This is a genomic window from uncultured Corynebacterium sp. (genome assembly GCF_946998835.1).
Lineage (GTDB): Bacteria > Actinomycetota > Actinomycetes > Mycobacteriales > Mycobacteriaceae > Corynebacterium.
Map to the genome: position 1 here is coordinate 67071 of NZ_CAMQAZ010000007.1, position 18864 is coordinate 85934.

Here is an 18864-nt window from a genome sequence, read left to right on the forward strand (position 1 = left end):
TACTGGTTTCATGTCTGACCAGCCTCACTTTCCGCATCTCCTCTCTCCTCTCGATGTCGGTCCTCTAACTCTGCGCAATCGCATCATCATGGGGTCAATGCACTCCGGCCTGGAAGACCGCACCCGTGACATTCCCAAGCTGGCCGCCTACCTGGGTCGTCGCGCCGAAGGTGGCGTGGGGCTCATCGTCACCGGCGGTTATGCTCCCAACATCGAAGGTTGGCTGACTCCAGCCGGTTCGATGATGGCGTCGAAGCGCATGGCGGACAATCACCGCCGCGTTACTGACCTCGTGCACTCCCACGGCAGCCACATTGTGCTGCAGGTTCTGCACGCCGGTCGTTACGGTTACAGCCCGCTGGCTCGTTCCGCTGACACCGGCCAGTCGCCAATTAGCCCGTTTAAGGCTCACCGCCTCACCGGCTTTGATGTCTCGCGCACCATCCGCGCTTATGTCCGCGCTGCCAAGCTCGCAAAGCGCGCCGGCTACGACGGCATCGAGATTATGGGGTCTGAGGGGTACCTGCTCAACCAGTTCCTGGCCGAGCGCACTAACCACCGCTCGGACAACTGGGGTGGCAGCGCCGAGGCTCGCATGCGTCTGCCCATCGAAATTGTCCGCCGCATTCGCGCCGAAGTGGGCAAAGACTTCCTTCTTCAGTACCGCATCTCACTGCTTGACCTGGTAGAAGAGGGCCAGACGTGGTCCGAGACCACCGAGCTGGCCCAGCGTCTGGTCGAGGCTGGCGTCGACGTCTTCAACACCGGTATCGGCTGGCACGAAGCACGCGTGCCCACCATCGTTACGTCCGTGCCGCGCGCCGCATTCACAGATCTGACGGGTCGTCTCCGTTCGCTTGTCGACGTCCCGGTGGCAGCCTCCAACCGAATTAATCGCCCCGAGGTTGCGGAGAAGATCCTCGCTGACGGCAACGCGGACCTGATTTCCATGGCCCGCCCGCTGCTGGCTGACCCGGACTTCGCCATCAAGGCCGGCGATGGTCGCGCTGATCAGATCAACACCTGTATCGCCTGTAATCAGGCTTGTCTGGACCACACCTTCGCTAACAAACGCTCCACCTGTTTGGTCAACCCGAAGGCAGCCTACGAAACCGAACTGGTTTCCGTGCCAGTCGAAAAGGACAAGGCCAAGCGCATCGCCGTCATCGGCGCTGGTGTTGCCGGACTCGCTTTCGCGGAAGCCGCAGCTCAGCGCGGTCACCACCCGGAGATTTTCGAGGCCGCCGACCAGATTGGTGGCCAGTTCAACCTCGCCGCACAGATCCCGGGCAAGGAGGACTACGGCGAGACGCTGAAGTACTTCTCCCGCCGCCTGGAGGTGCTCGAAGTTCCGGTTCACCTGAACACGCGTGCCGACGTCGACGAGCTCAAGGCCAAGTTCGACCACGTGATTGTGGCCACGGGTGTCACCCCACGTATCCCGGGCATTGACGGTATCGACCACGAGAAGGTCATTCGTTACGACGAGCTGCTCTCGGGTGCGAAGCAGGCCGGCAACAAGGTGGCCGTCATCGGCGCTGGTGGTATCGGTGTTGACGTATGTGAGTACCTCACTCGCAAGCCGAACCAGACTATCGAGGCCTGGAAGGACGCCTGGGGCGTCGGTGACCCGGCGGAGTTCCGCGCGGGCCTGACCGAGCCGGGCACGGTCTCCGGCGCGGCTGAGGAGTTCGAGGTCGAACGCGAGGTGCACCTGCTGCAGCGAAAGACCTCCCGCATTGGTAAGGGCCTCGGTAAGACCACTGGCTGGGTGCACCGTGCAGAGATTAAAAAGGCCGGTGTCAAGCAGTACACCGGCGTGACCTACAACCGCATTGATGACGAGGGCCTGCACATCACCATCGATGAAAAGCCACAGGTCATCGCAGTCGATAACGTGATTGTCTGTACTGGTCAGGTATCCAATCTGGACTGCCTGGGCGGTAAGGACCGCGAGAGCGTCACCGGTGATAACTCCAATGTCACCATCATCGGTGGCGCAGACGTGGCCGCTGAGCTGGACGCAAAGCGTGCCATCCGCCAGGCTGTCGAGGTCGCGCTAGCACTGTAGGCAGCACTAGCAAGGCTTTACGCCTCGTAACGGTCGGTGTAGGCGCGCTGCTCGAACTCGAAACGGCCCGGGTGAGCCGGGAACTCGCCCGGGACACCGATGGCCAGTAGCAGCGCCACCGTCACGTCGGTGTCACCGGCACCGATAGCTTCCTTGACCCCCTGCTCGCTGAAGCCTGTCATCGGGGAGCTGGCCCAGCCGAAGGCGCTGGCAGTCACCATTGCGAAGGAGGCGGCGATCATCGCGTCGCGGATAGCGAACTCGCGGGAGATACCCTTTTCCTCGCGAGCCTCATGGAAGGAGGTCATCGTGGCCTCCCGCTCGGCGGCGGCAACCTCATCCCACAGGCCAGTGGCCTTGTTGGCTTCGACCAGGCGTGGAATGCCACGCTTCCAGCCGGTCGGCTCACCAATGAAGGCGAGTAGCAGCGGTGCGTTGGCAACCTGCTGCTGGCCACCGGCAGCTTCCACTACCTTCTGACGCACCTCAGGGTCCTCGATACGCACGATTGCGCGGGACTGAATGTTAAAGGCGCTGGGAGCCTCCAGAGATAGCTCCAGGAGGCGGCGCACGTCGGCGTCGTCAAGCGGCTCGTCAGCATAGACGCGCGTGGCACGGCGGTTGCGGATGATGTTCTCAAATTCGGTGGCGAACTGGTCGCGCGGTGAATGCGAAGTCATGCCTTAGAGGTTAGCGGGTTGCCAACCTTCGAGCTCGAGTAGCCAGCGCTTCATTTCGCGGCCACCGGCATAGAATCCGAAAGACCCCACTCCCCCGCTGGCGGGAACCACGCGGTGACAGGGAATCAGAATACCCAGCGGATTGGTGGCACAGGCCGACCCGGCGGCTCTGGCGGCACGGGGAGAACCGGCCATCTCGGCGAGCTCGCCGTAGGTCACAACCTGGCCATACGGCACATCGCGCAGTGCGGCCAGCGCACGGGCGCGGAAAGAATCCTGGGTGAGAAAATCGCAGTCCAGCGGCAGCGCGAACTCACGGCGCTGCCCGGCAAAGTACTCGCGGAACTGCTGCGCAGCCAGTTCCGCCACCGCCTGCGCTTCGGGGCCGGCGGCGCTGGGGTCGTCGTCAAGCACGGGGCCTAGCAGATTGACTTCGACGACCCCGCGGGCGGAGGTGGCGATTCCAAGCGCGCCGAAAGGCGTTTCCACCTGGGCAATCGCCATGAGACCTCCTACTTTTAGCCCTTGTTGGCCTGGAACCAGTCCAGCAGCTCGTCCCACTCCTTCTCGTGACCGGAGCGGAAGTAACCACCGTACCCCACGCCCTTACCGCCAGCCGGCTGAGCCTGGCGCTTCTCAATCTTTTCAGCGGAGCTCATCACATTGGTGATCAGGTCTGCCGAGGACTCCTCAGTCCAATAGTCATCCGGAACGCGGATGGACAGGAACGGCTGCGGAGCCTTGGAGAAGCGGTTGGCAAAGTCGAACTCGGAGTCGTCGAAGAAGTAGCCTTCCTTACGAGCCCAGCGAGCCCACTGACGCATGACACCGTTCGGCGGCTCCACTGCCAGGTTCCATGCCGACGCCGGGATATGGCCAGTGATGAAACCGCTGATTGGGCCGAGAATGTTGAAGATGAAGAATGCGCGAATCTTGCCAGTGACTGACGGCACCTTGGAAATGCGCATACCGCGGCAGTTGACCAGCGCAGCTGCATCGTAGGTGCCCTCGGAGCCGGCGTAGGCGATGCCGTGACCACCAACCGCGTGGCCGACAGCGAAGTGCGGCACGTCCGGGTAGGTCTCCTTGGCCCACTCGATCACACCCGGAATGTCCTTGGTGATCCAGTCCGACATACGGATGTCTTCATTGTTCAGGTCAGTCTTCAGAGCGGACTGGCCAATTCCGCGGTAGTCATAGGTGATGACGCCGTAGCCCTTTTCTGCCACGGTCTCAGCGAAACGGTGGTAGAAACCCTGCGGCACACCAGTACCGGAGTGAACGGTGATGATGCCATTGGAAATGTTCTCCGGGTTCTCCTTCGGACGGAACATGGTTCCGCGCAGCAGGACGCGGTCATTAGCCGGAATAATGATGTCCTGGCGAGGGCACGGCTCCGGCAACTTTGGGCTCTTCGCGGAAAAACCGATATTTCCTGTGGGAGTAGTTGAGGCTTCGGAGGTCATTTATGCAGTTCCTTCAAGTGGACTTAAACAGTGCATGATTTTGTATACACAATCTTAAAGTGTAAGACGCATCACTTTCAGCACTTTCGTGGAATTTAGCTCACTTTGGGTACTGCTGAGTTATTTGCTCCCCTACCGAGCGTTCTACCGAGCGGCCTCGCGCGCGTTACAACTGCACATCCCCATAGGCGCGTTCATCCTCGATTGGCTCCAGATGCGAGGAGATGTGCACACCTGGGAAGCGCTCACGCAGCTCATCCTCCATCGCGGTAAGCACATCGTGGCCGTGTTCCACACTCCACGCGCCCGGCACCAGCACATGGAACTCAATGAACTGCTGATGCCCCGACACACGAGTGCGGATCTCGTGGACATCGATACCTCGACTTCGGTCGCGGTGAGAAGCCAGAATCTCGTCCACTGCCTCGCGGTCCTCGCCCTCCATGGCCTTGTCCATCAGGCCGTTGCCGGAATCGCGCAACAGTTTGTACCCGGTGATCAGGATGTTTACCGCCACGGCCAGCGCAATCATCGGGTCGAGCCACCACAGGCCAGTAACCCACACCAGCGCCACGCCTACCAGCACGCCGGCGGAGGTCCACACATCGGTCATCAGATGCTTGCCGTCGGCGGTCAGCGCTAGCGAGTTGTGCTTGCTCCCCGCCCGCAGCAGAATCAACGCCACCACACCATTAATCACCGAGGCCACGACGGTCACGATGAGGCCCAGACCGATCTGCTCAATCGGCTGCGGGTTCACCAGACGCTCAATGGAGACATAGATAATTGCTGCCGCCGCCACGAAAATCATGGCGCCTTCCAGCCCGGCAGAGAAGTACTCCGCCTTGGAATGGCCGAACTCATGGTCGCGGTCTGCAGGGCGCGCGATAACCTTGAGCACAATAATTGCGACAATTGCCGCAACCAGATTGACAATCGATTCCGTCGCGTCGGAAAGCAGGCCCACCGAACCAGTCAGGGTGTAGCCCCACAACTTCAGCGCGATGGTGACGACCGCCGCACCCACTGAAAGCCAACCAAAACGAGACAAGTCCTGCATATGCAGGCACTTTACCCGTCTTCCCGGAGTCACTACCAGTTCTATGAGCACCGCATTTCAGTTCAATTTGCAGAACATTTCTGCAGGCTTGCCGTTCGCGTCGCAGCTTTCCTCGCTTGCCGACGCCGTGCGCGACCACGACGTGGTAGTCCAGGCTCCACCGGGCACTGGCAAGACCACGCTGGTGCCACCCGCGGTGGCCAACGCCTTGGGCGGCCGCATTGTGGTCACGGCCCCTCGGCGCGTGGCGGTGCGTTCGGCAGCGCGGCGGTTGGCGCAGCTGTCGAGTACGAAGCTGGGTGAGGAAGTCGGCTACTCGGTGCGCGGCGACTCCCGCACCTCCCGCGCCACCCGCGTGGAGTTCGTCACTCCCGGAGTGCTACTGCGTCGCCTACTGCGCGATGGCGACGTGGACGCCAGCGCGGTGGTCATCGATGAGGTGCACGAGCGCGGCTTGGACACCGATCTGGTGCTGGCGATGGTGCGCGACCTACGGGATATTCGCGATGACCTGCGCCTGGTCGCGATGTCGGCGACGGTGGACGCGCCGAAGTTCGCAACTCTCCTCGGCGGCTCTACCCCGGCTCCCATCGTGGCGGCGGAGGCGGAGATCTTCCCGTTGGACATCCGCTACGCGCCCTTCCCGCGGCGGCTGGATGCTCGCGGTGTCACCGATGAGTTCCTGAAGCACGTGGCAACGCAGGCCAGCGCACTGATGGAAGAGGCCGCCGGTGATGTGCTGGTTTTCCTCCCCGGTATCCGCGAGGTGGAGCGCTGCGCAGCCTACATTGCGGACTCCTCGGACGCGACGGTGCTGACTCTGCACGGCCAGCAGAGTTCCGAGGAGCAGGACCGCGTGTTCCGTCGGCAAGCGGGCGGTAGGCGCGTGATTGTGTCCACTGCGATTGCAGAATCATCCGTGACCGTGCCCGGCGTGCGCGCCGTCGTCGACACCTGCCTCGCGCGCGGACCGCGACTCGACATCGCGCGCGGTTTCTCCGGGCTGGTCACCAGCTCGTGCGCGCAGTCCTCGGCGAACCAACGCGCGGGCCGTGCGGGACGTGAGGGCCCGGGCATCGTGGTGCGCTGCGTTTCCCAGTCCGAGTTCGCATCGTTGCCCGCCTGGCCCGCACCGGAGATTGAAGTCGCCGACCTTACCCAAGCGCTCCTCGATGCCGCCGCGTGGGGCACGCCGGGGATGCAGGGGCTGAAGCTTCTCGACGCCCCACCACCCCACCACGCGGAGGCCGCAACCCGAATTCTCGCTGGTCTGGGCGCTGTTGATGAGACCGGTGACATCACGGAGCTCGGCCGCACCCTGGCCACCCTGCCGGTGCATCCGCGCATGGGTCGCGCACTGCTGACCGCCACGGCCATGATGCCGGAGCACGCCGGCGAGGTTGCACGCGCGGTGGAGAAACTCACCGATGCCCGCGGTCTGGCCAAGCAGGTGCGCCGCATTGAGCTCGAAACTGAAGCACCCGCCAACCTGCTGCCCTCGGATATCCCCGCGCTGGTCACCACCCTTGCCTGGCCGGATTTCATCGGGCGACGCCGCAGCGCAAACTCCGACGAATACCTCTTCACAGGTGGCACCGCGGCCGAACTCGCCCGCGGCTCCAACCTGCACGGCCACGAGTGGATTGCGGCCGCCGACATCTCGCTACTCTCCCACGGCCGAGCGCTCATCCGCGCAGGCGAGGCGATTGACCTGGAAATCGCCATGCTCGCCGCCGGCCACCTCGCCCGCACGGAAACCACGGCGCGCGTCGAACAGGGTCGCGTTCGCGCCCGCGAGCGCGACCTGCTCGGCGCCATCGAACTATCCTCCCGCCAGGTCTCCCCGACGCCCGAGCAATGCATCGCCGCCAACTCCGCCTGGCTTACCGACGCGCTTGCCGACGCCACCCCCAACCTCGACCGCGACACCGAACAGCTCCGCCGCCGCATGGCTTTTCTCCACACTCATCGCGGTGATCCGTGGCCGGATGTCTCCCCCGCAGGGCTGGCGGCTCAAGCCGAGCTCCTCTTCGCCGGCGAACTGGATTGTCCGACCCCACCCAAGCTAGATGCCGAGCACCTACGTCGCCTACTGCCCTGGCCAGAGGCCACGGACTTCGACCGCCTGGTACCTGAGCGCATCGAGGTCCCCTCCGGTTCGAAGATTCGCCTGGAGTACCCGGAGGACCCCACCGATCCGGAGGCACAGATTGTGTTGGCGGTGAAGCTGCAGGAGTGCTTTGGCCTGGCGGAGACCCCGCAGGTATTGGAAAAGCCGGTGACAATGCATTTGCTGTCACCGGCTCAGCGACCGCTCGCGGTCACTGGAGACTTGGAAAGTTTTTGGAATGGGGCCTACGCACAGGTCCGCTCCGAGATGCGGGGCCGTTACCCCAAGCACCCATGGCCCGAGAACCCGTGGGAGGAGCAGGCTACTGCGAGAACGAAGCGCCGTCGTTAAGCCGTACGCGACTGGGGTTGCGCCAGAGGTAGATCGCGTAGCCCAGGCAGGTGAAGAAGAGCACGCCGCCCATGATTCCCTGCATGTTGCCGTAGAACCACTGCCCCACGCTCGCGGCGTAACCGAAGTCATTGCCGACGAAGACCTTGTACGGTGCCCACCAGTTGGCGATCAGGAACAAGACGCCGACAATAATGTGGCCCATCTCACGGACGAAGAGCACCAGCGGCACGAAGACCATCACGATCGACCAGTGGTGGCTGACCGCGTACGGTCCAGCGAAGCTGACTGCCAGCGCAACGAAACCGAGGGCTGCGACCTCATAGCCATTGCGGTGGTAGATCCACGCCACGAAAGCGGCGGCGATGGCACCAAAGAGGAAGAAACCGTAAATGCCGACATCGAGCGCGGTGCCCTCCACCCCGGCGCGGGCGAGCAGACCACTGAACGCCTGGTTGGCCTCATAGGCCGGGGCGCCACCGCGGTTGCCGGCGAAGAACTCATCGGTCCAGAAGTAGATGGACTCTTCAAAGCGCACGGCGAAACCAATAGCGACGGTCACCAGGAACCAGCAGAAGCTCTTGGCCACGGCCGCGAAGTCACGGCGCATGAGGAACACCAGCGCATATGCCGCGGGGGTGATCTTAATTCCCGCCGCGATACCCACGCCGAGTCCACGCAGCTTCTTGGGTAAAAAGCCCAGCACATCGGAGACCACCAGCAGCGCGAGGAAGACGTTGATTTGTCCGAAGAGCACGTTGGCGCGCAGCGGGTCGAGCAGCAACACAACACCGAGCAGGCAGGTGGCCATCAGCTTCGGGCGTTCAGAGCCGAGGCGAGTGAAAACCATCCACAGCATCGCCCACACCGCTGCCATTGTGGCAAGCGTCCAGATGATCTGCAGGGTCACCGGCCCCGCCCAGGTCAGCGGGTAAAACAGCAGCGCCGCAAACGGTGGGTAGATGAAGCGGAAACCCGATCTGGTGGGAAACTCTGGGGAGTAGAGATCCTGGTCTCGTCGTAAAGCCCAGCCGGCGTCTTGGAAGACCTCGAGGTCCATCATGTAGGCAGTTGCCGCAAGATAGATGAAGTCGATGACAACGACCAGCGACACCAGCCCAAATACAATTGCTAAAATCCGTCGCTGCATGACGGAAAGCGTCGAGAGTCTGTCGATGAGCATGATTCGACACTACCGCACTGTTCTTCCTACTCAGGCCTTAGAGTGGGAGGTATGTTCGTGGAAAACTATCGCATGGTCCGCTCCGAGATCGACGACGCTTGCCGACGAGCCGGGCGCCAGCCCTCCGAGGTTCGTCTGCTGCCCGTCAGCAAGACTGTGCCTGTCGACGCCTTGGTGGAATCCTGGCCGGAGCTCGCGGCAGCCGGTTGCGCTGACCTGGCGGAAAACCGCGTCCAGGAAGCGGTGGCCAAGGCGGAGGCATTCCGGGAGGCCTTCGGCGAAAAGGCACCGCATATGGCCATCATTGGTCCGCTGCAAACAAATAAGGCCGGCCACTTGGTCAGCTGTGCCGATGAGTTTCAGGCTCTGGATCGCCCGAAGGTGGCCGGGGCGCTGCAGCGTCGCTTGGCTGATGCCGAGCGCACACTTGATGTGTTGATTCAGGTCAATGTCTCCCGCGAGCCGCAGAAGTCGGGGCTGGCGCCGAGCCACGCGGCGGAGTTTGTCCGCATGTTCGGCCCCGATGGCGATTACCCGAACCTGCGCCTGCGCGGGTTTATGACCATCGCGGCCCAGAATGATCCGAATGTGCGCGAGACCTTCGCGGAGCTGCGGGAGCTGCGGGACAGTCTGCTCGGTGATGTGCCGGAGGGTGTCAGCCTCGACGAACTGTCAATGGGTATGTCCGGCGACTACCGCGAAGCCATCGCCGAGGGAGCGACCACCGTGCGTGTGGGACGCGCTATCTTCGGGGAACGCGTGTATCGCAAATAGAGGCCGCGAAATAGAGGTAATCTCAGTGCCATGAGTTCTGATGTCTCCCCGTGCTCCCGTCGTCGTTTCCTCCTGGGAACTGCCGCCACTGCAGCTGGCGCACTCGTAGCCGCTTGTGCACCAAAGTCTGCGGTGGAGAAGGTTGACGCTGCCGACATTCCGGTTGGCGGCGGTGTGGTTATCGGCGATTACGTCGTCACGCAGCCAGAGGAAGGAAAGTTCGCCGCTTTCTCCACTGCATGCCCGCACCAGAACGGTCGTATTTCTGAGGTCAGCAATGGTGTGATGATTTGCCCGAACCACAACTCCCACTTTGACATCGCTACTGGTCAGGTTGTTTCTGGCCCGTCGCGTAAGCCCGCTGGTCAGGCTCCGCTATCGGCCAACGGCACTGAGCTGATTGTGGGTCAGAAGTAGGCTCCGGAAGCAGATTAGTAATCGGTGGAGTCAAGGCCTAAAAGGTCTGCGCCTGCCGGTGCCAGCTGAAATCGCAACGGGCGGCGGCTCGTCGGCGTTGCCAACCCTTTCGCCTCTAATTCGGCGAGATACTTTCGCGCTGTCCGCTTTTCCTTGCCGATGGTGTCGGCGACGTGTTCGAGCTTGATCCCATAATCGGGTCCGAACAGCCGAACCTGTGCCAGGACAAACAACGTGCCAATTTCGTTGTCTGTCAGTGCCACAGACAGTGCCTGCTCGGGCGACTTGGTTAGCTCCGCTATCCGCCGTTCAAGCCTCTCGCACTGGTGGGACTTAATTTGCAGCTCTTCCAGTAGATACTGCTGTGCATTCAGAATGACATCAGCCATCACCTCGACGAAGAACGTGACTTCGCCCCGGTTCATCGGGTCTTCCGTAGTGGTAAAAGCCTTGTAGTACTTCGCTTTATCCTCAGCGAGTTGGCGAGAAATAGTCAGCGCTGTGGCGGTTGAGAGTGTCTCCCGCAATGCCACTGACAGTAGGAAACGTCCCATCCGGCCGTTGCCGTCATAAAACGGGTGAACGAATTCGAACATGAAATGGCTTGCCAAGAGTCGGATGAGCCGATTGTCCTCTGAGGAAGTCATCGTTTCCAGGAACTCATTGAGAAGTTGGTGAATGGCCGCTTCGCTCTCAACACCGCGGTGAACCTGTCGCTGCCCATCGGTAATCGTGACCGTTGATGCTCTGAAGAGTTCACCGTCTAACTCATCCTCGGCGGCAATTTCATCGCCGAGAAGTTGATCGTACTGCTGACGGATTCCTGTGAGCGTTGTCGGAAACTCAATCCGCTCATCATTGGCCAGCCGGAAATAGAGCTGGCTGAACTCATGGAACCGCTTGTGCTGGGTTCCGGAAGTGTTGTCCAACGCTTCGGCGACTTCTCGACGTGTGGAGTGAATCCCCTCAATTTCATTGGTGGCTACTACCTCGGCCAGGAGAAGATTGAAGAGATAGTGAGTCCGCGCGGCACCCGGCAGGCGATTCCACAACTGTGAAATCCGCAGCTCCAGAGACAGAATCTTTTCAACCTTGGCTGCGATATCGCTTGTAATGCAGCAAAAGAGCGGCCACTGCCCCAGCGGAAAGTTCCACTGAATCGTCGACGGGGAGTCTTTGCGTGACTGGTATTCGCTCTCCACTGCCTGCTCCGCTTCATTCGCAGACATGTGGAAGATCCTCTTAAGCGGATAGTGCTTCACGACGAGTCTCCCCCCTCTTTCCAATGCTTTTTACATGATGCTTTCTACATATAGTGCCCTAAAAACTAAACCTTAATGTAAAAAACAGCGATTTTTTACATTAAGGTTTCTTTTCGTGGTGTCTAAATGCACTTCGCTGCCGGTTGTGCCCCTACCGTCGCGGCTTCAACCCCGCCACGGCACATGCACCAGCGATGAAGGACAGCACCACCAGCCACGGAATCAGCCCTGCCCACTCGAAGTGGCTGAACACCATGCCGGAGACCCAACCGACAATGGACGAGCCCGCGTAGTAGCTGAACAGGTACATCGATGACGCCTCGGCGCGGTCGCGCTGCGCCACCAGCCCCACGCCGGACGAGGACAGCGAGTGCGCCACGAAGAACGAGGCCGTGAAAATCAGCACGCCCACAATCAGTGCGGGCAGCCACGGCAGCAGCGCCAGCCCCAGGCCCACGCACGCGGCCAGAGTCGCAATGGCAATGAGGCGACGGCGACTCACCGTCTTCGCCCACACACCCGCGCGTGCCGACGACCACGTACCCGACAGATAGAGAATAAATACGAACCCTGCCAGCGCCGGGGAGAGCCCAAACTTATCGCCCAGTCGGAAACCCAGGTAGTTGTACAGGGAGACAAACGAGCCCATGAACAGGAACGCCAGGGCACACAGCGCGAGGATGCGCGGGTCGCGCAAGTGCCGCGCAATGGCCTGCCCCTCCCCGGCAAATGACAGTTTCTTCGGCGTAAACCTGCGCTGCTGCGGCAGGAAGTACCAGGTCAGAATGGCGAAAACAAACGCAACCGTCGCCGAGACCGCAATCGCCACCCGCCAGGAGGCGAACTCCAACACAATGGACGGAATAATACGGCCGAGCAGACCACCGACCGTAGTACCCGAGATATACAGCCCCATCACGCGGCTGACATGGTCGGCGTGGACTTCCTCACTGACATAAGCCATAGCCACGGCGGGAACACCGGCAATGACAATGCCCTGCAGCAGGCGCAGCGCAATCATCGAACCGATGCCCGGCGCGATGGACACCACGAGCCCCAGTAGCGTTGCCACAAATGCACTGATGACAATCACACGTCTGCGTCCAAAGCGTTCGGACAATATGGATACCGGGATAATCGCACAGGCCAGACCACCTGTGGTGGCGGATACCGTCAGTGCGGCGGTGGCGGGGTCGACCGATAGCTCGTCGGAAAGCGTGGGCAGTAGCGCCTGCGTTGCGTAGAGCGCTTGGAACGATGCCAAGCCGGCGAAAAGCACAGCGATAAGCGCGCGGCGGAATCCGGGATCTTCTGGCCGTAGTCCTTCGATCTGTTCGGGGTTTTCGTTAGCGCTAGTCACTTGTCCTACGTTAGACCCCTTGTCAGGCCCTTCGCTGGATACCCGGATCTGAAAAACCTTTTTAATTCGCGCGCGGTATCGCGTTCGTTTTATTAGTTTCGTAGGCATGACTACTTCTTCCGCACAGCCGCAAAGTCGCAACCACGACCGCGAGTACGACATCGTCGTCTACGGTGCCACGGGTTTCGTGGGCCGCTTGATTGTGGATTTTCTGGCTAAACACGCTGGTCAGACGAAGGTAGCGCTCGCGGGCAGGAACGCTCAGAAGCTTGCCGACGTCGCGGAGAACGCAGGCGTATCGGACTGGCCGGTCATCGTTGCGGATGCCACCGACCAGCAGGCGGTAGCAAAGCTTGCGGCAAGTACAAAGGTGGTGCTGACCGTTGTTGGACCGTACGCGAAGTACGGGACCACCCTGGTGGCCGAGTGCGCCAAGGCCGGCACCCACTATGTCGATCTGTGTGGCGAGGTGCTGTTCGTCCACGACTCCATCGCGAATAATCACCAGGTAGCGCAGCAGACTGGGGCGAAGATTGTCCACTCCTGTGGCTTCGACTCAATTCCCTCCGATGTTGCTGTCCGGGAGCTCCACGAGGCGGCCCACACCAAGCTCGGTGAGACGACGTTGCTGTTCAAGCACGTCAACGGTGGTCTCTCTGGTGGCACTATCGATTCGGTCCGCATCCAGCTTGCACAGGCCAAGAATGACCCCAAGCTGCGTCGCATCATCGCCGATCAGTACGCACTGGCCGAGCCGGGCCCCGACCAGGGTAAGTTCGGCGTCGATCTGCGCCCGGCGCGCTTCCGCCGCCACTGGCGAGCACCCTTCTTCATGTCGCCTTTCAACACCCGCGTTGTTCAGCGCTCGGCAATGCTGGCGGATTACGGCGATTCCTTCCGCTACCGCGAACTGCTCAATGTCGGCCGTGGTCCGAAAGCTTTCGTGCGCGCAAATGTTTTCGCGGCTGTCTCACGGTTGGCGCTGGCGGCGATGGCATTTGGCCCGACGGCCAAGCTCATTGATAAGAAGCTGCCGAAGCCGGGCGAGGGCCCGAGCGCTGAAGCACGCGCCGAGGGCCGCTTCACCATAGAGGCCTACACCGTCGACACCTCTGGCATTCACTGGCGCTCCAGGGTGTCCCTTGAGGAAGACCCCGGATACGACGGCACCGCCATGATGATTTCCAGCGCCGCCCTCGCGCTCGTTCACGACGATCTGCCGGACACCACCGGCGTGCTCACTCCTACTGTCGCGCTTGGCGACGCCCTGTCCCGCCGTCTCCGCGCTGGCGGCATGACCATTGAGGCGGTGCAGGCTCGATGATTAGTGGCCTGACCGGGGCTTTTGCGAATCTCACCCGCGGACCGAAGCTGCCAGCTGTAGGTGGCGGTCGCGCGTTAGTGACCGGCGCTTCCTCCGGTATCGGCTGGGCATGCGCGGAGGCACTGGTCAGGGTCGGTTTCGAGGTCATTGGCACTTCCCGCAGGGGCGCCGAGGCACCACACCCCGAAGGCGTGGAGATGGTTGCGCTCGACATGTCCAGCGCAGACGACATCGCAAGCGTAGTCGCCCACGGGCCTTACGACGTCGTCGTCGCCAACGCCGGCGAGAGTCAGTCGGGCGCTTTCGAGGAGCTACCCCGCGAGGCGCTGGAGCGCCTCTTCCAGGTCAATGTTCTGGGACAGGTGGAGCTGTTGCAGCAACTGCTACCTGGCATGCGTGAGGCCGGGCGTGGCCGAATCGTGCTGATTGGCTCGATGCTCGGCGGGCTGCCGCTGTCCTACCGTTCTTCCTACGTAGCGACCAAGGCCGCTATCCGCGGCTTTGGACTCTCGCTGCGCGGTGAAGTCGCACAGTTCGGTATCGGCGTGACCGTTGTCGAGCCGGGTGCCATCAACACGGGGATTTCTGCACGGCGGACGACGTATAGCGATGAAGGTTCTGTCTATGCGAGCGATGTCCACCGCATGCTGACGAAGTTGAATGCCAATGAGGAAGGTGGCATTCCCGCTTCCGAGATTGCGGAGGTAGTGATGCGCGAGGTTGCTGCCGAGCGACCTTTGGCGCTGGTGGCGCGGGGGTCGTCGGCAAGCGTGGCGGTGCCCTTGATGCGCCGAATCCCGACGCAGGCGATGCTGACCATCATGCGCCGAGTGCACGGGCTGCGATGAGTTATTCGGCGTGCTATTCCGCGATGGCACGCACTTCGACGGCCTGCGCGCACGCCTCCGCGGCTTCGTAGGCCAGATTGATGGCCTCTTGCTCGTCTGCAACGTCGACGATCCAGAAAGCCGAGGGGAACGTCATCGAGTTGTAGTACGGCAAATCGCTGTGCGAACCATCCGGCAACACCGTCATGGCCTGCTCCGGCGGAACTAACCCGCCGGCCATAACCCAGTGGCCCTCGTCCTGCAGCTTCTGATTGAAGCGCCCAATGCGTTCGAAGGCAGCGTGCATTTCCTCATCAGAGTCATACGCGTTGATATCTCTGCGGCCATGAACCGTGAAAAAGTACTGCACACCAAGCTCCTGAGTTTCGTTTTGCTAAGTGTAACAGATTGGGCAGATTTGGCACCGGGATGTTTTGGGGAATTTGGAGGTTTGGTTGCTGTTTACCCCTTTGACCGAGGTGGTACTACAGGCGGTACCATCAAAGGTGTGGGGACAAAATAGAAAAAGCGCGGGGCAATCATGAAACATACAAAACACCATGGCGCGGCGACCCTCGAGTCAACATTCAAAATCGACATGGGAAAGCAAAGCCCTACCAGGTCAATCAAGTACTAGACGCCGTCGACAAACATCTACTCGAAGGAAAATAACAATGTCTTATCCTGCTGAAAAGTACACCTACCAGGTCTTCTGGTCAGAATCTGATCAAGAATATGTGGCGACGGTACTGGAGTTTCCTTCACTGTCGTGGGTAGCTGAAAACTCGTCGGAAGCGGAACAAAAACTTCGAGACCTCGTTACTGAAGTTCTTATGGATATGGAAGCCTCCGACGAAGCAGTCCCAGAGCCCTTCGGTCACCGTTCCTACTCGGGGCGATTCAACGTCCGAATCCCCAGTTCACTGCACCGGAAACTGGCAATGGCAGCTGCCCGCGAAGGAGTCTCGCTCAATGCTTACGTAGCGCAGACACTCGCAGGCGCTGAGTAGGTATTAATTCGGCCTTCTGCGATTGGCGACTAGCCCAATACCGTCGAGAAAGTCCAGCACCTGCTGCCCAAGATTTTCAAGGTGAACGCCCCTGATGGAATTGCGCTCATGTCTGCTTTACGAGCGCTATACGATTAAGAAATACCCCTATCTAAGTGGGGAAACACAATATTTACTGCTACGGCATAGGTAATACCCGCAGCGAAGATCGTCCATGCTAGTGGGCTGGCATCGAAGTAAATGAGCGCTGCACCGATAACGACGTAAAAGACGATGTCTCGCACCGCTTGCCCTTTCGGTTGAGTGAATACATTGGGAACATTCCGCGCTTACGCGGGAAACCATCACGGTTGTCTTCCAGGTCATCCAAGTTTGGCAGAAACGGAAACCGAGATACAAGGATAAAACACCGCAAATAGCCCAGCGGGACTGGATACCCAAATTACCCAGCCCTACGGGGTTTCCCCTTCACGATACCCCAAAAGGAGCAATGCCATGAACAATAAAGGGCGCACAAGAATATCCCCGCTGACACGGAGAAAACTCGGAAACGGTGCTACAGAATCTGAAAGCCAAATCCAGCAGCGGTCAGCGCGATACAGCAGTGGCCGAGCAGCGCTTCATGCTCCGACCGTGACAGGCCGGTGGCTGCCATGCACTCCGCGTCGTCCGCATAGCGGACCAGGGTAGCCGCTCCTAGCTGCTCGGCCATATCGAGTACATCTGCTACTCGGTCGACGTAGAGCCCGATACGGTCGGTCACCCACTCGGCGACATCGTTGGGCGGGGTGTGGGTGGATTCCCAGCGCTGTGCGGTGCGGTGGTTTACTTCGAAAATTTGCGCGATGTCGACTGTGGTGAGCCCCAGGGCTCTGCGCTGGATGCGTAGCTCTGTCGGTGTCATGAGGTCTCCTAAGATATGAGTAGGCCCCGCTCTGTGTCGGGGGGGTGATTAGTCATCGGACCATCTCCGCTTACGCAGGGAAAACCCGCCCAACGCTGCAGATTGGCACCCGTGCCCAGGAACATCCCCGCTTACGCGGGGAAAACGACGCGCCACCCATAACCGCGTAATTTCTTGTATTTTTTAATGCTTGCCATGGCTGGTGGGGTGGTTTTTGACGGGTGAGCCTGGTCGGTTTTGGTGCCAGGTTTTGATTTCTTCGGCGTCCCAGAGTGGTGTTCTGCCGTCGAGGTGGGCGACTGGTTCTGGGGTGCGGTGGTTGGCTACATAGTTTGTCCAGGTGCGTGGCGTGATGCCGACGTGGGTGGCGCAGTCTGTGACGCGCCAGAGTTCACGGCCGGTATCGGTGTCGATGATGGTGGGGCGCATTAGGAGATGTTCTTTCGGTTGATGATAGCGGCGCGGGTGTCGAGTATGAGGGCCCAGATTGTGCAGGCTGAGACAATTCCGATGGCCCATGGTGCGGCGCCTGTGATTATGAGGGTGATGGTAAGGATTGTGAGTAGTGCTGTCATGGTGAACTCCTTTTAGTAGCGTGTGGGGTGAGACCCCGGCCACCCTTCTCGTGGCCGGGATTTCACGGAACATCCCCGCTTACGCGGGGAAAACGGCGAAATCGTTGCCTTTTTCGGTGCGGTGCTCGGAACATCCCCGCTTACGCGGGGAAAACCGCTCCATCGGCACTTGGCCGTTGCCAGACAAAGGAACATCCCCGCTTACGCGGGGAAAACTGCGCGCCACTGCCGGGCGATGTCGGAGAGTTCGGAACATCCCCGCTTACGCGGGGAAAACCGTCTGTGTCCTGAGCGGGATTGTCCAGACTGAGGAACATCCCCGCTTACGCGGGGAAAACCAAGGCGATAAGACCTACACTACAGCCACGCCCATTCCCGGCCACCTCGTGCGCAACTATCCGTCGTCAAGCCCGCGTACCCTCGAACACATGGCTTATCCAGACGTGTACCGCGCCGATGACAACCGCTACGAAACGATGCCGTACAACCGCTCCGGCAGTACGGGCCTGAAACTTCCAGCCATTACGCTGGGGCTTTGGCATAACTTTGGTGATGACCGGCCGCTCGAGACGCAGCGCGAGATTCTGCGCACTGCGTTCGACCACGGCGTCACGCACTTCGACCTCGCCAACAATTACGGCCCACCGCAGGGTTCTGCGGAGGCAAACTTCGGTCGCATTATGGCCAAGGATTTCGCTCCCTACCGCGATGAAATGATCATTTCCTCCAAGGCCGGTTGGTACATGCAGGAAGGCCCCTACGGTTTCGGTGGCTCGCGGAAATACCTCGTGGCCAGCTGCGATGCCTCGCTGAAGCGCATGGGCCTGGATTATGTGGACATTTTCTACCACCACCGCCCCGACCCGGATACGCCTATCGAGGAAACCATCGCCGCCCTCGACTTCCTCGTCCGCTCGGGTCGCGCGCTCTACGTCGGCGTCAGCTCCTACTCCCCCGAGCTCACTCGCCGTGCACAGAAAATCGCGCGTGAACTGGGCACACCGCTGACCATTCACCAGCCGAGCTACTCCATGTTCAACCGTTGGATTGAGGACGAGCTGCTGGAAACCTGCGCCGACGAAGGCATGGGCGTCATCGCCTTTTCCGCGCTTGCGCAGGGTCTTCTCACCGACCGCTACTTGGACGGCGTGCCGGAGTCCTCGCGTCTCGGGGCGCACAAGATGAACTCGGGGTTCCTCAACGACGACACGCTCACCGCCATCCGCAAGCTCAACGCCATTGCTTTACGACGAGGCCAGTCCCTGGCACAGATGGCCATTTCGTGGGTTCTCCGCCGTGACGAAGTGACCTCGGCCCTGATTGGTGCATCGTCGGTGGAGCAGCTGAAAAACAGCCTCGGAGCTCTGGACGCTGCACCGTTTAGCGTTGAAGAACTCGCGGAGATCGACAAGTGGGCCGTTGACCGCGGGATTAATCAGTGGCAGGGCGCTACGGATTCTGTGTAAGACCTTTTCCACACAACTTGGGGG

At 60.7% G+C, this 18864-nt stretch carries 19 protein-coding genes and 1 CRISPR repeat array; of the genes, 8 read left to right on the top strand and 11 right to left on the bottom strand.

Features of this window, described 5'->3' with window-relative positions; all coding sequences use genetic code 11:
• Positions 1-10: 10 nt before the first annotated feature.
• Complete coding sequence (locus Q0U90_RS03960; protein WP_297451934.1) at positions 11-2071, top strand: NADPH-dependent 2,4-dienoyl-CoA reductase; 2061 nt, start codon at positions 11-13, stop codon at positions 2069-2071.
• Positions 2072-2088: 17 nt separating this feature from the next.
• Here Q0U90_RS03960 and Q0U90_RS03965 read toward each other — a convergent pair whose 3' ends face one another.
• From Q0U90_RS03965 to Q0U90_RS03980, 4 genes are all read right to left on the bottom strand, one after another.
• On the bottom strand, positions 2089-2751 hold the full coding sequence (locus Q0U90_RS03965; RefSeq protein ID WP_297451936.1) for a nitroreductase family protein: 663 nt from the start codon (positions 2749-2751) through the stop codon (positions 2089-2091).
• A 3-nt stretch (positions 2752-2754) separates the two neighbouring features.
• Positions 2755-3255 carry a methylated-DNA--[protein]-cysteine S-methyltransferase gene (locus Q0U90_RS03970; protein ID WP_297451939.1) on the bottom strand — a complete coding sequence of 167 codons (501 nt, stop codon included), beginning with the start codon at positions 3253-3255 and terminating at the stop codon, positions 2755-2757.
• A 14-nt stretch (positions 3256-3269) separates the two neighbouring features.
• On the bottom strand, positions 3270-4217 hold the full coding sequence (locus tag Q0U90_RS03975) for an alpha/beta fold hydrolase (RefSeq protein ID WP_297451941.1): 948 nt from the start codon (positions 4215-4217) through the stop codon (positions 3270-3272).
• A gap of 166 nt (positions 4218-4383) precedes the next feature.
• Positions 4384-5277, bottom strand: a complete 894-nt coding sequence (locus tag Q0U90_RS03980) for a cation diffusion facilitator family transporter (protein ID WP_297451943.1) — start codon at positions 5275-5277, stop codon at positions 4384-4386.
• A gap of 43 nt (positions 5278-5320) precedes the next feature.
• On the opposite strand from Q0U90_RS03980, the gene Q0U90_RS03985 reads away from it, so the two are divergent.
• On the top strand, positions 5321-7738 hold the full coding sequence (locus Q0U90_RS03985; protein WP_297451945.1) for an ATP-dependent RNA helicase: 2418 nt from the start codon (positions 5321-5323) through the stop codon (positions 7736-7738).
• Here the strand turns inward: Q0U90_RS03985 and Q0U90_RS03990 are convergent.
• Entirely contained in the window at positions 7710-8921 is a 1212-nt protein-coding gene (locus tag Q0U90_RS03990; RefSeq protein WP_297451947.1) for a glycosyltransferase 87 family protein, read from the bottom strand. The genes Q0U90_RS03985 and Q0U90_RS03990 overlap by 29 nt on opposite strands.
• 51 nt (positions 8922-8972) lie before the next feature.
• On the opposite strand from Q0U90_RS03990, the gene Q0U90_RS03995 reads away from it, so the two are divergent.
• Both Q0U90_RS03995 and Q0U90_RS04000 read left to right on the top strand, forming a co-directional pair.
• Complete coding sequence (locus tag Q0U90_RS03995; protein ID WP_297451949.1) at positions 8973-9695, top strand: YggS family pyridoxal phosphate-dependent enzyme; 723 nt, start codon at positions 8973-8975, stop codon at positions 9693-9695.
• A gap of 30 nt (positions 9696-9725) precedes the next feature.
• Positions 9726-10112, top strand: a complete 387-nt coding sequence (locus Q0U90_RS04000) for a Rieske (2Fe-2S) protein (RefSeq protein ID WP_297451951.1) — start codon at positions 9726-9728, stop codon at positions 10110-10112.
• Positions 10113-10126: 14 nt separating this feature from the next.
• On the opposite strand, the gene Q0U90_RS04005 is transcribed toward Q0U90_RS04000, so the two are convergent.
• Positions 10127-11341, bottom strand: a complete 1215-nt coding sequence (locus tag Q0U90_RS04005) for a Fic family protein (protein ID WP_297451953.1) — start codon at positions 11339-11341, stop codon at positions 10127-10129.
• 184 nt (positions 11342-11525) lie between these two features.
• Entirely contained in the window at positions 11526-12734 is a 1209-nt protein-coding gene (locus tag Q0U90_RS04010; protein ID WP_297451955.1) for an MFS transporter, read from the bottom strand.
• A 106-nt stretch (positions 12735-12840) separates the two neighbouring features.
• Between Q0U90_RS04010 and Q0U90_RS04015 the strand changes: the two genes are divergently transcribed.
• On the top strand, positions 12841-14058 hold the full coding sequence (locus tag Q0U90_RS04015; RefSeq protein WP_297451957.1) for a saccharopine dehydrogenase NADP-binding domain-containing protein: 1218 nt from the start codon (positions 12841-12843) through the stop codon (positions 14056-14058).
• On the top strand, positions 14055-14906 hold the full coding sequence (locus tag Q0U90_RS04020) for an SDR family NAD(P)-dependent oxidoreductase (protein ID WP_297451959.1): 852 nt from the start codon (positions 14055-14057) through the stop codon (positions 14904-14906). Before Q0U90_RS04015 ends, Q0U90_RS04020 begins: the two co-directional genes overlap by 4 nt.
• A 13-nt stretch (positions 14907-14919) precedes the next feature.
• Here Q0U90_RS04020 and Q0U90_RS04025 read toward each other — a convergent pair whose 3' ends face one another.
• Complete coding sequence (locus Q0U90_RS04025) at positions 14920-15255, bottom strand: YciI family protein (RefSeq protein WP_297451961.1); 336 nt, start codon at positions 15253-15255, stop codon at positions 14920-14922.
• A 304-nt stretch (positions 15256-15559) separates the two neighbouring features.
• On the opposite strand from Q0U90_RS04025, the gene Q0U90_RS04030 reads away from it, so the two are divergent.
• Positions 15560-15895 (top strand): type II toxin-antitoxin system HicB family antitoxin, encoded by a 336-nt coding sequence (locus Q0U90_RS04030; protein ID WP_297451963.1) that lies wholly within the window; start codon positions 15560-15562, stop codon positions 15893-15895.
• Positions 15896-16451: 556 nt separating this feature from the next.
• Here the strand turns inward: Q0U90_RS04030 and Q0U90_RS04035 are convergent.
• From Q0U90_RS04035 to Q0U90_RS04045, 3 genes are all read right to left on the bottom strand, one after another.
• Positions 16452-16799: a hypothetical protein gene (locus Q0U90_RS04035; RefSeq protein ID WP_297451965.1), complete on the bottom strand. Its 348-nt coding sequence runs from the start codon at positions 16797-16799 to the stop codon at positions 16452-16454.
• Positions 16800-16982: 183 nt separating this feature from the next.
• A complete protein-coding gene (locus tag Q0U90_RS04040) occupies positions 16983-17228 on the bottom strand; it encodes a hypothetical protein (protein ID WP_255467764.1) in 246 nt (81 codons plus the stop codon).
• Entirely contained in the window at positions 17228-17374 is a 147-nt protein-coding gene (locus Q0U90_RS04045) for a hypothetical protein (protein ID WP_297451969.1), read from the bottom strand. Before Q0U90_RS04045 ends, Q0U90_RS04040 begins: the two co-directional genes overlap by 1 nt.
• A 66-nt stretch (positions 17375-17440) precedes the next feature.
• Positions 17441-17712: a CRISPR direct-repeat array (repeat unit 28 nt; unit sequence GGAACATCCCCGCTTACGCGGGGAAAAC).
• A 90-nt stretch (positions 17713-17802) separates the two neighbouring features.
• Here Q0U90_RS04045 and Q0U90_RS04050 point away from each other — a divergent pair.
• On the top strand, positions 17803-18840 hold the full coding sequence (locus tag Q0U90_RS04050) for an aldo/keto reductase (RefSeq protein WP_297451971.1): 1038 nt from the start codon (positions 17803-17805) through the stop codon (positions 18838-18840).
• Positions 18841-18864: the final 24 nt, after the last annotated feature.

Bases quoted from the DNA above. Each gene is read 5' to 3' on its own strand.
- Q0U90_RS03960 (WP_297451934.1), top strand. From the start codon at position 11: ATGTCTGACCAGCCTCACTTTCCGCATCTCCTCTCTCCTCTCGATGTC.
- Q0U90_RS03965 (WP_297451936.1), bottom strand. From the start codon at position 2,751: ATGACTTCGCATTCACCGCGCGACCAGTTCGCCACCGAATTTGAGAAC.
- Q0U90_RS03970 (WP_297451939.1), bottom strand. From the start codon at position 3,255: ATGGCGATTGCCCAGGTGGAAACGCCTTTCGGCGCGCTTGGAATCGCC.
- Q0U90_RS03975 (WP_297451941.1), bottom strand. From the start codon at position 4,217: ATGACCTCCGAAGCCTCAACTACTCCCACAGGAAATATCGGTTTTTCC.
- Q0U90_RS03980 (WP_297451943.1), bottom strand. From the start codon at position 5,277: ATGCAGGACTTGTCTCGTTTTGGTTGGCTTTCAGTGGGTGCGGCGGTC.
- Q0U90_RS03985 (WP_297451945.1), top strand. From the start codon at position 5,321: ATGAGCACCGCATTTCAGTTCAATTTGCAGAACATTTCTGCAGGCTTG.
- Q0U90_RS03990 (WP_297451947.1), bottom strand. From the start codon at position 8,921: ATGCTCATCGACAGACTCTCGACGCTTTCCGTCATGCAGCGACGGATT.
- Q0U90_RS03995 (WP_297451949.1), top strand. From the start codon at position 8,973: ATGTTCGTGGAAAACTATCGCATGGTCCGCTCCGAGATCGACGACGCT.
- Q0U90_RS04000 (WP_297451951.1), top strand. From the start codon at position 9,726: ATGAGTTCTGATGTCTCCCCGTGCTCCCGTCGTCGTTTCCTCCTGGGA.
- Q0U90_RS04005 (WP_297451953.1), bottom strand. From the start codon at position 11,341: ATGTCTGCGAATGAAGCGGAGCAGGCAGTGGAGAGCGAATACCAGTCA.
- Q0U90_RS04015 (WP_297451957.1), top strand. From the start codon at position 12,841: ATGACTACTTCTTCCGCACAGCCGCAAAGTCGCAACCACGACCGCGAG.
- Q0U90_RS04020 (WP_297451959.1), top strand. From the start codon at position 14,055: ATGATTAGTGGCCTGACCGGGGCTTTTGCGAATCTCACCCGCGGACCG.
- Q0U90_RS04030 (WP_297451963.1), top strand. From the start codon at position 15,560: ATGTCTTATCCTGCTGAAAAGTACACCTACCAGGTCTTCTGGTCAGAA.
- Q0U90_RS04035 (WP_297451965.1), bottom strand. From the start codon at position 16,799: ATGACACCGACAGAGCTACGCATCCAGCGCAGAGCCCTGGGGCTCACC.
- Q0U90_RS04040 (WP_255467764.1), bottom strand. From the start codon at position 17,228: ATGCGCCCCACCATCATCGACACCGATACCGGCCGTGAACTCTGGCGC.
- Q0U90_RS04045 (WP_297451969.1), bottom strand. From the start codon at position 17,374: ATGACAGCACTACTCACAATCCTTACCATCACCCTCATAATCACAGGC.
- Q0U90_RS04050 (WP_297451971.1), top strand. From the start codon at position 17,803: ATGGCTTATCCAGACGTGTACCGCGCCGATGACAACCGCTACGAAACG.